Genomic DNA, 13,833 nt, shown 5'->3' with positions numbered 1-13,833 from the left:
ATTCTTTCGTTAATAGTACAGCAGCTAAGCTTATATACACACTTATCTGAATGTCCAGGCAAGCTATGCATACAACATACAGAATAAGACGGTAAGACAGAGAGGAACTAAAATCATGAAATGGCCTAACAAAACAAAAAGCACCACAATCCAGCCCAAGCCAATCAAAAGCATATCTATTTTAATGCTCAGTACTATCATGCTGCTGAGTGCCTGCTCATCGAATACAGCAAATGATGAATCCCAGGCGGCTGCTCAAGATAATGGAGCAGTCGAGACCAATGAAAAAAATTCCGCTGCAGATATGGAAGCCAACCAGCTAGTCGGATCTGCCACTGTTGATTCATCCAATATGGACTACGCATTTACTTCCCAGGGACAGAATGCAGAGCAGTTGGTACTTCAGACAATCAATGATGCCCGGCAGTCGATTGATCTGTCTATGTATAATTTATCACGTGGCTCCATTGTAAAGGCGCTGGCCAAAGCAGCGGAGCGCGGGGTGCAGGTGCGAATCATCAGCGACCAGTCCAAAGTGAACCTGGAAGATCTGCAAAAGCTGCTGGATGCCAACGTACCGATTCGCATCAATACCTTTGACGGCAAAATGCATGAGAAACTGATGCTGGTTGATGGACAGACCGCGCTGGTCGGTTCATTTAACTATACACGTGCTTCCAGTGAAGAGAATGATGAAGTGCTGCTGGCTATTCATGATGCCGCGTTGACCGGCAAGTGGAAAGAGGTATTTGAAAAGATGTGGAACAATCAGGAACGATATCGGGACTGGAGAGGGAATTGATCGAATCCTTTGGTAACAGAAGCAAAATCAAGGAAAGAGATATTATGATAAAGCCGTCCTAAAAAGGGCGGCTTTGTTCATTGTATGCGTAAATATAAGAGAGCAATGCAGGCTTTGTTTATGATAAAATACGAAATAATCTTTTGGTTTGAACATCTGTTTGGCAAGGGGTCAACAGCAATACATAATAGCGAAGGAGTGTGGGTTATGCGAGTGGAAGATGTATTTGGGCATTTGCCGGTATTGGAGACGGAGCGGCTGCTGCTGCGTCCGGTAACCAAGGAAGACCGGGAGGATATGTATCTATACGGCGCTGATACGGAACTCACACGTTATGTGACCTGGCATACGTACCAGACGATTGAGGATGCGGATACATTTATCGAGTATTTGCTGGATAGGTATGAGCAGGGACAGGTTGCACCATGGGCTGTTCAGGATAAAGAATCCGGCCGGATGATCGGTACGGCCGGATATGTAAACTGGAATATTACGCAATTCCGCGCTGAGGTGGGTTATGTGCTGGCACGTCCTTACTGGAACCGCGGCTATATGACGGAAGCCATGGAGGCGATTCTCCAATTTGGCCGTGAACAGATGAAGCTGATGCGAATTGAAGCCCGCTGTATGACAGGAAATATCGGTTCCACTCGTGTGCTGGAGAAGCTGGGAATGCAGTACGAAGGTCTTTTGCGTAAGCATCTGTATGCCAAAGGCAAGTTCCATGATGTTCAACTCTATGCCGGCATTACACATGAATAAGGACTATAACAGCAATGGCTCCGTGAGTGGCTCCATTGCCTTTTTCGGAGAAGGACAGGACAAGAATGGCCGGCTGGTTCAATTGCAGCCGGGATTACATGTACAGGCAGCCAGACAGCTGCTGACTCTGTGCATGGGAGATGCGCAGCATATCGAAGCAATATATACACAATACGCAGCAGGCAATTCCAGGTATTTATATGGATGGCTGCAAAAAGGAGATCTTGCCGGAATTCTTGGCATTCATATCTGTAGTGCTGACCGGCATGAGATAGCTCATCTGGCTGTCGATCCTGCTCACCAGCATGCTGGGATTGGCAGCCGGCTAATACAGACGTATCTCGGGAAATATGCTCATATTCAACTATTTGCTGAAACCGATCATGAAGCCGTAGGCTTTTACCGGAAAAATGGGTTTGTCATAAGCAGTCTGGGAGAGAAGTATCCTGGTGTGGAGAGATTCCATTGTGTGCTGTCAGCAGACTGTTGATGCCAGCCGTTCATTTCAATAAAGAAAGGAGCAGGGAATGTGTCATCCGAACAGTCATCTAAGTCCAATCATTGGTCATCTCTTTCATCCGCGCCAAGCTTGCAGGCAGAGCTGGAGTTCTATCATCCCCGGCATCTGGAGGCGCTTATGCAATTTGAGCTGCCGGAGGAGCAGCATCGTTTTACCGCTTTGCCGGCCGAGGTGCTGGAGCAGGCACTTCGAGATTCTGACCGTTATCCGGTAGTGATTACTGCTGCCGGTGAAGCGGTAGGATTCTTTATTTTGCATATTGGCTCAGGAATCGCGTCCTATGAGGCATATACGAAGACGGATTTACCAGAGCTGATGCTGATCCGTGCACTGCTGATCGATCATTCCCGCCAGGGGCAAGGATATGCCGCTCAGGCCATGTCCAGTCTGCCCGGCTGGGTGCGTCAACACTTTCCGGCGATTCGTGAATTGATTCTTGCTGTCAATGTCAAGAATGAACCGGCACAGCGGCTTTATCTCGGGACCGGATTTGTCGACCGTGGGATGCGCCGTCAGGGCATCGTAGGTATGCAGTGGATCATGCATTATTGTTTATAATCCAAATAGCGGGGAGACCTTGTCATGAACACTACCATTCAATTTGAAACGGTACAGGAGCAGCATCTGCCATCCATACTATCCATTTACAATTATTATGTTCTCCATACAACGGTGTCTTTCCATACGGAGCCACTGTCGCTGGAGCAGATGCGGACGCAGCTGATGAATGTGCCATCTCATTACAAATCCTATATTATCCGCGATAATGAGGCGCCTGCCGATATTGCAGGCTACATACTGGTTACCCCGCACAAAAGCAAGCAGGCGTATGATACGACAGCCGAAGTAACGATCTATTTGCATCCGTATCATACAGGCAAAGGGCTGGGCAGCCAGGCACTCCGCTTTCTGGAGGAAGAAGCATCCGGGAGCGGATTTCATGTGCTGGTCGCAACGGTATGCACCGAGAATGTGAACAGCATTCGTTTATTCGAGCGTCATGGATACGAGAAATGCGCACATTTCCGCCAGATTGGGCGTAAATTTGACCGCTGGCTCGATATTGCCAGCTACCAGAAAATCATGGAGGAATAGAGTATAAAGGAGGCATCGCATGTCAGGCATTCTGATTGTAGAAGATGAACATAAAATATCCAGGCTGCTGCAGATTGAGCTGGAAGCGGAAGGGTATGAAGTATCCCAGGCTTACAACGGGGCACAGGCATGGGATATGTACCGGGAGAGCAGCTGGGATCTGATTCTGCTCGATGTAATGCTGCCAGAGATGAGTGGAATCGAGATTTTGCGTCGCATACGTGTCAGCGATCCGGCGACGATGGTCATTTTATTGACTGCCAAGGATTCGGTGGAGGACAAAGTGTCCGGCCTGGATCTGGGTGCCAATGACTATGTGACCAAGCCCTTTCAGATTGAAGAACTGCTGGCTCGTATTCGTGCTGCGCTCCGTCTGCACGAGCAGCAGCAATCATCAGCTATGGAAGATGGTGACTGGTTGTCGGCAGGCGGGCTGAGACTAAATGAAGGAACCCATCAGGTCGAGCGGGATGGGCAGCCGATCGAGCTGACGCCGAGGGAATTTGAACTGCTCGCCTATTTGCTGCGCAACCAGCGTCAGGTGCTGAATCGGGAACAGATTCTGGCAGCGGTCTGGGGCTATGACTATTACGGCGATACGAATGTGGTGGATGTATACATACGCTATGTCCGTAAAAAGGTGGATCAGGGATATGAGCGGGAGCTGATCCATACGGTTCGCGGCGTTGGCTATGTGCTTCGGGATCACGCATGAAGCTGCGTACAAAGATTCATCTGTACTCCTCCGTTTTGTTTGCCCTGTTATTTATAACGACCAATCTGCTTGTCTATGTCGTATTCAGTACGATGACGCTTCAGCAGCAGCAGAGCCGGGTCGAATCACAAACGAACAAGACTGCGGATAACATGCGTCAGTCATCGGCATATACGTCTGCTGCCGATCTGCTGCGTGCTTATGTTCCTGTAGAAGGCATGATCCGTATCGTACGGGAGAGCGGCAGCAATAAGCTTCTCGTTATCTCTGCCGATCAGCAGCAGCTCGCCCAGCGTCCGGTCAGCTATCTGGAAGAACGCAGCGCGGAGATTATTACGTATAATCAGCAGCGCTATGTATTCGTATCGGTACCCGTCATCTGGAATGACGGTCAGGTCGTCAATATTCAGGTAACCGAGAGCCTGCGGCAGACCGAGCAGTATCTGAATGCCCTGCGAATTGTCCTGCTGATCGTGACCGGTCTGGCGATGATTCCGGTATTCCTGTCGGGTCATGTGCTGGGACGGATCATTATTCGACCGATTGCAGCCATCACCGCTACGATGCGGGATATTCGCAGAAGCGGTCAGTTCCAGCGGTTAACGGTGCCGTCGCCATCCAGTGATGAACTGTACGAGATGAGCGCTACATTCAACAGTATGATGGATTTGCTGGAAAGTAATTATGATAAACAAAAGCAGTTTGTCTCCAATGCCTCCCATGAGCTGCGTACGCCGCTGACGATTATCGAGAGCTACGCCAGCCTGCTGAAGCGCCGCGGCATGAACCGGCCGGATCTGTTCCAAGAATCGGTCGAAGCCATTCATTCCGAAGCGGTACGTATGAAGGAGATGACCGAGCAGCTGCTGCTGCTGGCGAGACACGAGGAACAATGGAACCTGAAGGTGGAGACGGTAAATCTGCTGGATCAGGCAGAACAGCTATCCAGAGAGTTCGATACGGCCTATCACCGCCGGATCGAGATACGGGTAGACCCGGAGTTGCAACGGCAGCCCGAACTGCTCTCGGTACAGACGGATGCAGGCAAGCTGCGCCAGATGATCTTTATTCTGCTGGATAATGCACGCAAATACAGCAGCGAAGATATTACGATGGAGCTGGCGCTGGATCAGGCACAGCGCCCTGAACAAGCAGCAGGCAAGCGTCAAACAGCTGCCGCTGCTCAGTCGTACCGGTATATCAAGATTATGGATCGCGGAATTGGCATCCCGGCAGAAGAGCTGGATAAAGTATTTGACCGGTTTTACCGGGTTGATGAAGCTCGTGTTCGCCAGGATACCGGCGGATCGGGACTCGGTCTTACGCTGGCCAGGCGGATTGCTGAAGCGCTCGGTGCCTCGATTCGGTTGGAAAGTACTGCAGGGAAAGGAACCATCGCTATTTTGTCACTGCCATCTGCACCTGCCAATCTGCCTGCCTTCTCAGCGAATTCTAATTGAATGCCTGTACACTGATAGATAGCATATACGGTTAAACAACAGCAATTCAGAAGTGAGTGAAAACAGCATGAACCATACAGCACGAATCACAGGGAGGGGCAAATATGATCAAACGTCGCTGGTGGCTCACCGGGGGAATAGCCGCACTGCTCATTATTCTATGTGCCGGGATACTGGTCTGGCGAACATTGCTTCAGGCTTCACCGGTACTGACAGCGGAAGAAGTGAATAAGCGTATACTGGCAGAATATCCGGGCGAAATCACTCGTTTGATCCAGCAGGGTGACACATATGAGGTACGACTGCAATCAGAGCGCGGAGTCTATGAATTGGTGCTTGGAGCGCAAAATGGGGAGATTCGTTCGATTAACCGACTCGGAGGGACGAATGCATCCGTGAGCAGTACAGCAGAAGCAATAACCCCATCCGGTACGGCACAGACAGACACCAAGCCGCCTGCGTCCTCATCGAAACCTTCGGATGCAGTGAATTCTGCAAAAGGGCAGCAGTCTTCATCCTCCTCCGGTGCTGCAGCCGATTCCACATCCGAGGGTTCATTCTCATCGACCCCACCGTCCAATAATAACAAAGGTTCTTCCAGTGCCGTATCGCCTTCCGGTGTGATCAGCGCCGAAAAGGCAGAGCAGATTGCCCTGCAGCAGGTACGCGGTACAGTCGATGATACCGACTATGAGCATGGTGACAAGCAAGGGCAGCGCTATTATCTGGTGGAGATTGATACGGCCGACGACCGGGAGGCTACAGTACAGATCAATGCCATTTCGGGAGAAGTCATGTCCGTCACCTGGGACGAAGCGGATGAGCCAGAGGCATAGACCGGCTTTGTGATCATTGTAAATGGATCTGACGGCTTCTCACCAAATTCTAATCTTGCTGTAATCTCCATCTCATTCGGGGACTTTATAGTATAAGCATACCCGATAGCAGCACATAACGAATGAGGAGGAATTACTTATGATGAACAAAAAAGTTGGAATTGGTGTACTGACCGCAGCGATTACCCTTGGAACAGCAGGCAGTGTTTTTGCGGCTGCCACCAGTAACAGTACAGCGAACACCCAGAACAATCTGAATAATGTGATTGGTACGCAAAAAGCAGAGGCCATCGCTCTGCAAAAAGTACCTGGCGGAATCGTGGAAAGTATCGAACTGGATCGTGAACGCGGCCAGTTGTACTATGAAGTGGACGTGGATCGTCCTCAGGCAGCAGATGTCGATGTGTATATCAATGCGCTGAATGGCAAGGTGATCCGTACCGTTACTGATGATAATGACGATAACGATGCAACCAGCCGGGAACAGCAAAATGTGAACACAGCCAATCTGAAAGTCAAAACCAACGAACAGGCTGCCCAAATTGCCAGAGCACAGGTCAGCGGAACGGTAACCGGTATTGAATGTGATGAAGAAGACGGCCGTATCCAGTACGAAGTCGATCTGCGTATTACCGGCGGTGAAGCCACCGTAGAGATTGATGCAGCGACCGGCAAAGTAACGACCGTAGACAAAGACTACGACAATGACTCCGATGAGGATAACGATTAATATATAAATTTGAATATGGCAGGAAAGCTTACTGTACAAGCGTAAGCTCCTCTCCTGATTCGACACGTACCGGCTGAAATTGGTAGAATACTATCATTTTCAGCCGGTTTTTTCCTGCTTTTTTCTCTATCTATTCAGGTTATGCGGGCTGTAATCAATTTCGCGATTTGAATCTTCATCCACATTATGTAAAAATAAATGATTAAGAAGGTGAGAAATTAATTAATAGTGTAGATAAAGCTGTATATATAAAAGGCAATCGCAACATGTACCAAAAGGAGAGGAAAAATCATGCATAAAATTAGTCGGCAGAAAACGATTGAAGGAACTACGATTCCAGGCTTTATCAGCAACGGGGAATTCATGTATATCAATGTACATGTTTTTGAGGATGGTATGGTCAACTGCTGGGAACTGGTCGATATGCAGGGGCTGAGTCAGAAAATAGAACTCGGCTGGCTTACCGCCTCGGTTCCGGAGCGGGAATCCATTCTGATTCACGAACTGGGAAGCTTCCGCGTGCTGGATGGAAAATGGAATTATGATCAACATGATTATTATGAGCGTATCGTCAATATACTGCATGATCTGAATCCCTCTATGACGAATATTTACAAGATGACCCTGGAAGAGAAGATGAAGATGGAGCAGCGGCGGATTATTCCGGTAGCGGAGCCGCAGGATTTTTATGTACCTTCCGAGCAGGAGTACAAAACAGTACAAGGAGATGGCAGCTTCATCTTTATGCGCCGGGAACAGCGGAATTATCTGGTGTATCTGACTGTATACCAGGATGGCCAAATTAAATGTGAAAGTACAGAATTTGAGGAAATATTCCATATTCATGAACTGCATGATCTATTTATGGAAGGTGTATTTTTCACCCAAATCCATGCGCCATTGCGGGTTATATTTGATCATCTGGGTGAAGCAGAGATCGTAAGCAATGGTTACTCCGTCAATATGGAGCAAAAGTATGATCAGCTGCAAGGCATTTACAAAAGACTAAATAAAAAATCGGATAACGGGGAATAGTCAACTTTTTCGGATAGATAAGCAATCTCGCTAAGGTTGTGCATAGAGAATATAATAAGAATATCCCCACTACGGCAAATACCCCCATCTGCACTGCAGATGAGGGAATAATACAGATTATACGGATTATTTCAGTGAATGATGCTCCAGCAGATCGTGACGATTACGCAGTTCCAGGTGAAAGCGGATGCTTTCCAAAAGCAGGGGGTTATGATCCTGCTCCGCTTCTTCCATACGTGCTTCCTTGATGGAATCCGGACTGCATAGAAATTGGGTCATCCACAGGGATAGATCAGTATCCTTTTTCATGATGTAACCCTCCTCAACATAGAGTAAAAGCTGTTAACCAGACTGTTTCATAAAGTAAACAAAAGAAACGAATTTACAGAGTGGGCTGCAGGTGCCAACCTAATCTGTATACCTATTGTATCGTCCTTTGTTTAATAAAATGTGATGATCACCTTAAAATTACATTAAATTCAGAAAATGATACATACACTTACGATGCAAAGCATGTATGTAGATTCAATTCAATTGAGGATTATAATAAAAAATAGGCAAACAGCCCTTTCCAGCGGATGGAGAGGGCTGTTTGCCTATTTACGATGTATAAATGGTATCCGGTATTTGTTGCAAATACTGATAATGAACCATATCCGGTCAATGACGCGCAGGAGAGAATATGGAAGATTGACGCACAATCAGGCGATGCGGCACAATATGGCGCTGATAGACGAGCTTGTCCGGTTCCTTTTCCTGAATCGCCTGGATTAGTGCCTGGGAAGCGCTGTACCCCAGATGGTAAATGCCGATATCCACACTGCTGAGCGGCGGCGTGGACAGCTCGGAGAGTGCGATATTGTTAAAGCTGACAATGGCAATATCTTCCGGTACCTTGTAACCGAGTTCATGCAATCCGCGCAGAATGCCAAAGCTGACGATATCGTCGACGACGACCAGCGCAGTAGGACGCTCCGGCAGATTCATGAAAAAGGACATGGCCCGGTAGCCGCTCTCCTGCAGGAATTCACCCTCGACAATCCAATCTTTGTGGAACTCCAGATTGGCTTCTTTCAGTGCCATTTTGAATCCTTCCATCCGGTCGAGCGATACGACCAGTTCCGGCGGGCCGCTGACAAATCCGATCCGCTGGTGGCCCATCTGGATCAGATGCCTTGTAGCATCGGCAGCAGCCTGTACATTGTCGGTATCGACAGAAATAATATTTTTATGCTGTTCACTGCGTCCGACGAGCACGGCAGGAAAGTGATTCCGGCTCAGAAACTCGACCACCGGATCGTTTTTGCGGGAATAGAGCAGGATGGCTCCATCGATCCGTCCACCGTAGACGAGGCGTGATACCGCATCCACTTCTTCCTGTTCACTGGAACCGGAACTGAGTACCACATCATAGCCGCTTCGGTTAGCCTGGGCGACGATACCGCGGATCAGCTCCATGAAAAAGGTGTTTAGAAACAGTTCTTCCGCAGGCTTGGGCAGAATAACGCCCAGGCTGTGAGTCGTTTTGGATACAAGGCTCTTGGCCATAATATTGGGATGGTAGCCCATCTCCAGCATGATAGCTTTGACCTTTTCGGAAGTGGCGTGACTGATTCGCGGATGATTCGATAATACGCGCGAAACGGTGGAAGGAGATACGCCTGCCTTTTTGGCGACATCTTTGATCGTAACTGACATATGTACCTCCAGGATTAAAATTTATGATCAGACAGACAATCTGTCCAATAAAGCAAGCACGAGAAAGATGAAAATGTGGCTGATGGCAGCTGCAGAGCTATACAAGCCAGCTATGGTACTTGGTCCGCCAGGCGGAATTACAAAAGTGAACACACCGAAGTATATGATGTGTATCTATGGTAATCGAAATCGCGTGATCATGTAAACTGTAAAATTAACAGATTAGTCAGCAGCTGTAAAATCCTAATAAAATGCATGAGAGGTAGAAATATTAAGTATACACCATATAATGTATCATAAATGGCTATAAATAGCCTAAAACCACCTGTGCAAACGTTTTAACTAATAAAAAATTTGAGTTATGATGAATTTGCTTAATAAAGCGCTTTCTAAAAGCGATATGTAGCCAATTACAGATTGCGGTACATAGATACAGCTGAGTAAGAGGATAATCGCTGTAACTTGAACAAACGTTTGCACATACATAGTATTATTATGCACACCGGCAGGCATGTTCTTTCACTGCATTTAGACAGGCAGCTGTAAGGAACCGTATTATCATTTGCATAATCCTCTTATGAACAGTGTATCGGAAAGCGCTCACAAGCCTAATACGGAGCGGAAGGATGAAGAAAATATGTTACGTAAACGGAACTGGGGACTACTGAGCTCGATTCTGATCATGATGCTGCTGGTAACGGCATGTGGAGGTCCAAGCGGTACAGGAGCAGGTCAGACAGCAGATCCCGCTGCCGGAGAAGAAATGCAGGAGATGACACCGGAAGATGGAGCCAAGCTGACCGTATGGGATAGTGGAGACCAGAAAGCATTTATTGAAGAAGCCGCCAAGGCGTTTAAGGAAAAATATAATGTGGATGTAACATTTGCCGAGCTGGGACCGGATAAATCGATGGTACAAATGGTAACAGACGGCCCGGCAGGTGTAGGAGCCGATGTATTCGCAGGTGTGCATGACCAGATCGGTCAGGGCGTATCGGCAGGCGTATTGATGCCAAATGACTGGTTTGAGGAAGATACACGCGGCCGTAACAGTGAACTTGCTGTTAAAGCGCTTACTTACGAAAATATTTTATACGGTTATCCCAAGTCCGTAGAGACGACAGCTGTTTTTTACAATAAGGATCTGATCAAGGAAGTACCGCAGGACTGGAAGGGTGTAGTCGATTTCGCCAATACATTCAACGATACCAAGTCCAACAAGTTTGCGATCATGTGGGAAGTCGGTAACGGCTACTATGTATTCCCGTTCCTCGGTGGATATGGCGCGTACCTGTTTGGCAAAGAAGGTACGGACCCGACAGATATCGGCATGAATAATGAGCAGGCAGTAGAAGGTGCCAAGTTCATCCAGAGTCTGAACAAAATTCTGCCGCTGAAGACATCCGATATCAATGCGGATATCAAAAAATCCCTGTTCACTTCCAATAAGCTGGCAATGAATATCAGCGGACCATGGGATACCGGTTCACTCAAGGAATCCGTGAAAAATATCGGTGTAGGCATGTATCCGAATCTGCCTAACGGCAATCCGATGACACCATTCTCCGGTGTGAAAGCGTACTTTGTTAATGCCTATACCAAGTATCCGAATGCATCCAAAATGTTTGCGGACTTTATCACTTCGGAAGAGTGGCAGGTCAAGAACTTTGAGATGAATGGTGCCCTTCCGGCCAATACCAAGGCTGCCGAGAACGAAACGGTACAGAGCGACCCGATTGCATCCGTATTCCTGAAGCAGTTTGAGAATTCTGTACCCATGCCATCCATTCCTGCAACCGCACAGTTCTGGTCTCCAATGGAAGCCGCAATGTCCTCGATCTGGAACGATGGCAAAGATCCAAAAGCAGCGCTGGATAATATGGTCAACCAGATGAAGAGTAACATCCAAACAGGGCAATAACAATGAATAAAGCTATCATCAATCCTAATCGAGCCGCAGGTATGGGGAATGCCGGCATAGCGGCTCTGCTGTCCGTACTGGTCATGGGTCTGGGTCAGATGTATAACCGTCAATGGATGAAAGGAATTATATTTTTGCTTGCCGAGCTGGTCAGTCTGTATCTGATTGTGACCAGTCTGGCATATAACCTGTGGGGGCTGGTTACACTTGGTGAACAGCCTGCCCATATGGAGAAAATCGGCAGACTGTATCGTAATGTGCCCGGCGACCATTCCATTTTCATGATGATCTATGGTCTGGTAGCCCTGCTGTATATTGGACTGCTGGTCTGCTTTTACATTGCGAATATCAAGGATGCCTACCGGATCGGCAAACGCCGTGAATGCGGAGAGAAGGTCAATAATTTCCGGGCGACATGGCGTTTGCTGAGCAACCAGGGATTTCCTTATGTACTGCTGACACTGCCGGCGATCGGTGTGCTTGTGTTTACGATACTGCCGATCATATTCATGATCCTGATGGCCTTTACCAACTATTCGGCACCGGATCATATTCCGCCGAAAAGTCTGGTCGATTGGGTGGGACTGCGTACCTTTACCAATCTGGTTACGCTGGAAGCGTGGAGTCATACCTTTGTCGGCGTATTCACCTGGACGATTATCTGGGCGGTGGTCGCCACGGTAACGACTTATTTTGGCGGTATTCTGGTGGCGTTGCTGATTGAACAGCAGGGTATCAAGTTCAAGGGATTCTGGCGGACGCTGTTTATTTTGCCGTATGCGATTCCGCAGTTTATTTCCCTGCTGGTCATGCGCAATCTGCTTAATTACCAGTTTGGACCGGTCAATCAGTATTTGCGCATGATGGGACTCGGCGGTGTACCCTGGTTGAATGATCCGTTCTGGGCCAAAGTAACTGTTATTATGGTCAATATGTGGATCGGTATTCCGGTATCGATGATTCTCGTACTGGGAGTACTGACCGCCATTCCGCGTGATCTGTACGAAGCGGCAGAAGTGGATGGCGCTACCGGATTCCAGAAATTCCGGAATATTACGATGCCATTTGTATTGTTCCAGACTGCACCGATTCTGATTATGCAGTTTGCCGGCAATATTAATAACTTTAACGTGATTTTCCTGCTGACCAACGGCCTTCCGGCCAATGGAGATTATGCGTATGCGGGCAGTACGGATCTGCTCGTCACCTGGCTGTACAAACTGACGCTTGATAATCAGCGTTATAACTTTGCCTCGGCGATCGGCATTATTATTTTCATTATTATTGCAGCTTTCTCGCTGTACAATTACCGACGAAGCCGTTCCTTCAAAGAGGAGGATATGATCCAATGAAGCAAAAAAGACGCTTTAAGCTGGCGCTCAGCTATGTACTGCTCGTGCTGATTGCGCTGGTCTGTATTTACCCGGCCCTGTGGATTATCCTGTCCTCTTTCAAAGTCGGTGACTCGCTTTACAGTGAGACGCTGATCCCGCGCCAGCTGACACTGGAGCATTATATGGATCTGTTCCGTTCCCAGTCGGACAAGGATCTGCCTTATCTGAAATGGTACTGGAATACGCTCAAAATAGCGGTAACCAGCATGGTGCTTGGTACACTGCTGCAGGTACTGACCGCGTATGCGATGTCCCGCTTCCGGTTCAAAGGCAGACAGACGATGATGTCGGTGATCCTCATTCTGGGTATGTTCCCGGGCTTTATGAGCATGATCGCAGTCTATATTATTTTGCTGCAGATGAATTTGCTGAATTCACCATGGGCGCTTGTACTTGTATACACGTCAGGGGCGGCACTAGGCATGTTCGTGGCCAAAGGGTTCTTTGACACGATTCCGCGTGCGCTGGAAGAATCGGCGCTGCTGGATGGAGCGAGTCATCCTCAGATTTTCCGGCTGATTATTTTGCCGCTGTCGACACCGATTATGACGTATATTGCGATTACGACCTTTACCGCAGCCTGGGTTGATTTTATTTTCGCCCGGTTGATCCTGCGCTCCCGTGAGAACTGGACGCTGGCGGTAGGACTGTATGAGCTGGTAAGCAGTTATTCCAGTACGGAATTTACGCTGTTTGCTGCTGGCTCGGTATTGGTAGCCCTGCCGATTACACTGCTGTACATGTTCCTGCAGCGCTTCCTGGTGCATGGATTGACAGCCGGTGCAACGAAGGGATAAAAGGAAGTTGAAGAGAGTGCTGAATAACAGTGTTCTTGTAGATGAAAGTACGGATTAAGATGATAGTA

General features: G+C 48.1%; 15 protein-coding genes. 13 read left to right on the top strand and 2 right to left on the bottom strand.

What is annotated here, in order from left to right; all coding sequences use genetic code 11:
* Positions 1-115: 115 nt before the first annotated feature.
* The 10 genes from M1D61_RS12270 to M1D61_RS12225 all read left to right on the top strand — a co-directional run bounded on the left by M1D61_RS12270 (position 116) and on the right by M1D61_RS12225 (position 7,955).
* On the top strand, positions 116-802 hold the full coding sequence (locus M1D61_RS12270) for a phospholipase D-like domain-containing protein (RefSeq protein ID WP_458118834.1): 687 nt from the start codon (positions 116-118) through the stop codon (positions 800-802).
* 207 nt (positions 803-1,009) lie between these two features.
* The gene (locus tag M1D61_RS12265) at positions 1,010-1,564 is read left to right on the top strand and encodes a GNAT family N-acetyltransferase (RefSeq protein ID WP_458118832.1); all 555 of its coding nucleotides are present in this window, start codon (positions 1,010-1,012) and stop codon (positions 1,562-1,564) included.
* The gene (locus M1D61_RS12260; protein ID WP_458118831.1) at positions 1,557-2,054 is read left to right on the top strand and encodes a GNAT family N-acetyltransferase; all 498 of its coding nucleotides are present in this window, start codon (positions 1,557-1,559) and stop codon (positions 2,052-2,054) included. Before M1D61_RS12265 ends, M1D61_RS12260 begins: the two co-directional genes overlap by 8 nt.
* Before the next feature lie 39 nt (positions 2,055-2,093).
* Positions 2,094-2,642: a GNAT family N-acetyltransferase gene (locus M1D61_RS12255; RefSeq protein WP_458118829.1), complete on the top strand. Its 549-nt coding sequence runs from the start codon at positions 2,094-2,096 to the stop codon at positions 2,640-2,642.
* A 24-nt stretch (positions 2,643-2,666) separates the two neighbouring features.
* On the top strand, positions 2,667-3,179 hold the full coding sequence (locus M1D61_RS12250; protein ID WP_458118828.1) for an N-acetyltransferase family protein: 513 nt from the start codon (positions 2,667-2,669) through the stop codon (positions 3,177-3,179).
* A 19-nt stretch (positions 3,180-3,198) separates the two neighbouring features.
* Positions 3,199-3,894 carry a response regulator transcription factor gene (locus M1D61_RS12245; RefSeq protein WP_458118827.1) on the top strand — a complete coding sequence of 232 codons (696 nt, stop codon included), beginning with the start codon at positions 3,199-3,201 and terminating at the stop codon, positions 3,892-3,894.
* Positions 3,891-5,354 carry a sensor histidine kinase gene (locus tag M1D61_RS12240; RefSeq protein ID WP_458118826.1) on the top strand — a complete coding sequence of 488 codons (1,464 nt, stop codon included), beginning with the start codon at positions 3,891-3,893 and terminating at the stop codon, positions 5,352-5,354. Before M1D61_RS12245 ends, M1D61_RS12240 begins: the two co-directional genes overlap by 4 nt.
* A gap of 104 nt (positions 5,355-5,458) precedes the next feature.
* Positions 5,459-6,190 carry a PepSY domain-containing protein gene (locus tag M1D61_RS12235; protein WP_458118825.1) on the top strand — a complete coding sequence of 244 codons (732 nt, stop codon included), beginning with the start codon at positions 5,459-5,461 and terminating at the stop codon, positions 6,188-6,190.
* A 139-nt stretch (positions 6,191-6,329) separates the two neighbouring features.
* Positions 6,330-6,920 carry a PepSY domain-containing protein gene (locus tag M1D61_RS12230; protein WP_458118824.1) on the top strand — a complete coding sequence of 197 codons (591 nt, stop codon included), beginning with the start codon at positions 6,330-6,332 and terminating at the stop codon, positions 6,918-6,920.
* 291 nt (positions 6,921-7,211) lie between these two features.
* A complete protein-coding gene (locus M1D61_RS12225; protein ID WP_458118822.1) occupies positions 7,212-7,955 on the top strand; it encodes a DUF7638 domain-containing protein in 744 nt (247 codons plus the stop codon).
* Between the two features lie 126 nt (positions 7,956-8,081).
* On the opposite strand, the gene M1D61_RS12220 is transcribed toward M1D61_RS12225, so the two are convergent.
* Both M1D61_RS12220 and M1D61_RS12215 read right to left on the bottom strand, forming a co-directional pair.
* Complete coding sequence (locus M1D61_RS12220; protein ID WP_458118821.1) at positions 8,082-8,264, bottom strand: hypothetical protein; 183 nt, start codon at positions 8,262-8,264, stop codon at positions 8,082-8,084.
* A gap of 351 nt (positions 8,265-8,615) precedes the next feature.
* On the bottom strand, positions 8,616-9,653 hold the full coding sequence (locus M1D61_RS12215) for a LacI family DNA-binding transcriptional regulator (RefSeq protein WP_458118819.1): 1,038 nt from the start codon (positions 9,651-9,653) through the stop codon (positions 8,616-8,618).
* Between the two features lie 637 nt (positions 9,654-10,290).
* On the opposite strand from M1D61_RS12215, the gene M1D61_RS12210 reads away from it, so the two are divergent.
* Genes M1D61_RS12210 through M1D61_RS12200 form a run of 3 tightly spaced genes read left to right on the top strand, consistent with a single transcriptional unit; the run spans position 10,291 to position 13,765 of the window.
* The gene (locus M1D61_RS12210; protein WP_458118817.1) at positions 10,291-11,574 is read left to right on the top strand and encodes a sugar ABC transporter substrate-binding protein; all 1,284 of its coding nucleotides are present in this window, start codon (positions 10,291-10,293) and stop codon (positions 11,572-11,574) included.
* Positions 11,575-11,576: 2 nt separating this feature from the next.
* Positions 11,577-12,926 (top strand): carbohydrate ABC transporter permease, encoded by a 1,350-nt coding sequence (locus tag M1D61_RS12205; protein WP_458118816.1) that lies wholly within the window; start codon positions 11,577-11,579, stop codon positions 12,924-12,926.
* Positions 12,923-13,765, top strand: a complete 843-nt coding sequence (locus M1D61_RS12200) for a sugar ABC transporter permease (RefSeq protein WP_458118814.1) — start codon at positions 12,923-12,925, stop codon at positions 13,763-13,765. Before M1D61_RS12205 ends, M1D61_RS12200 begins: the two co-directional genes overlap by 4 nt.
* Positions 13,766-13,833: the final 68 nt, after the last annotated feature.

It is taken from the genome of Paenibacillus sp. Z6-24 (genome assembly GCF_054161335.1).
This window is presented reverse-complemented; position numbering and strand designations above follow the sequence as displayed.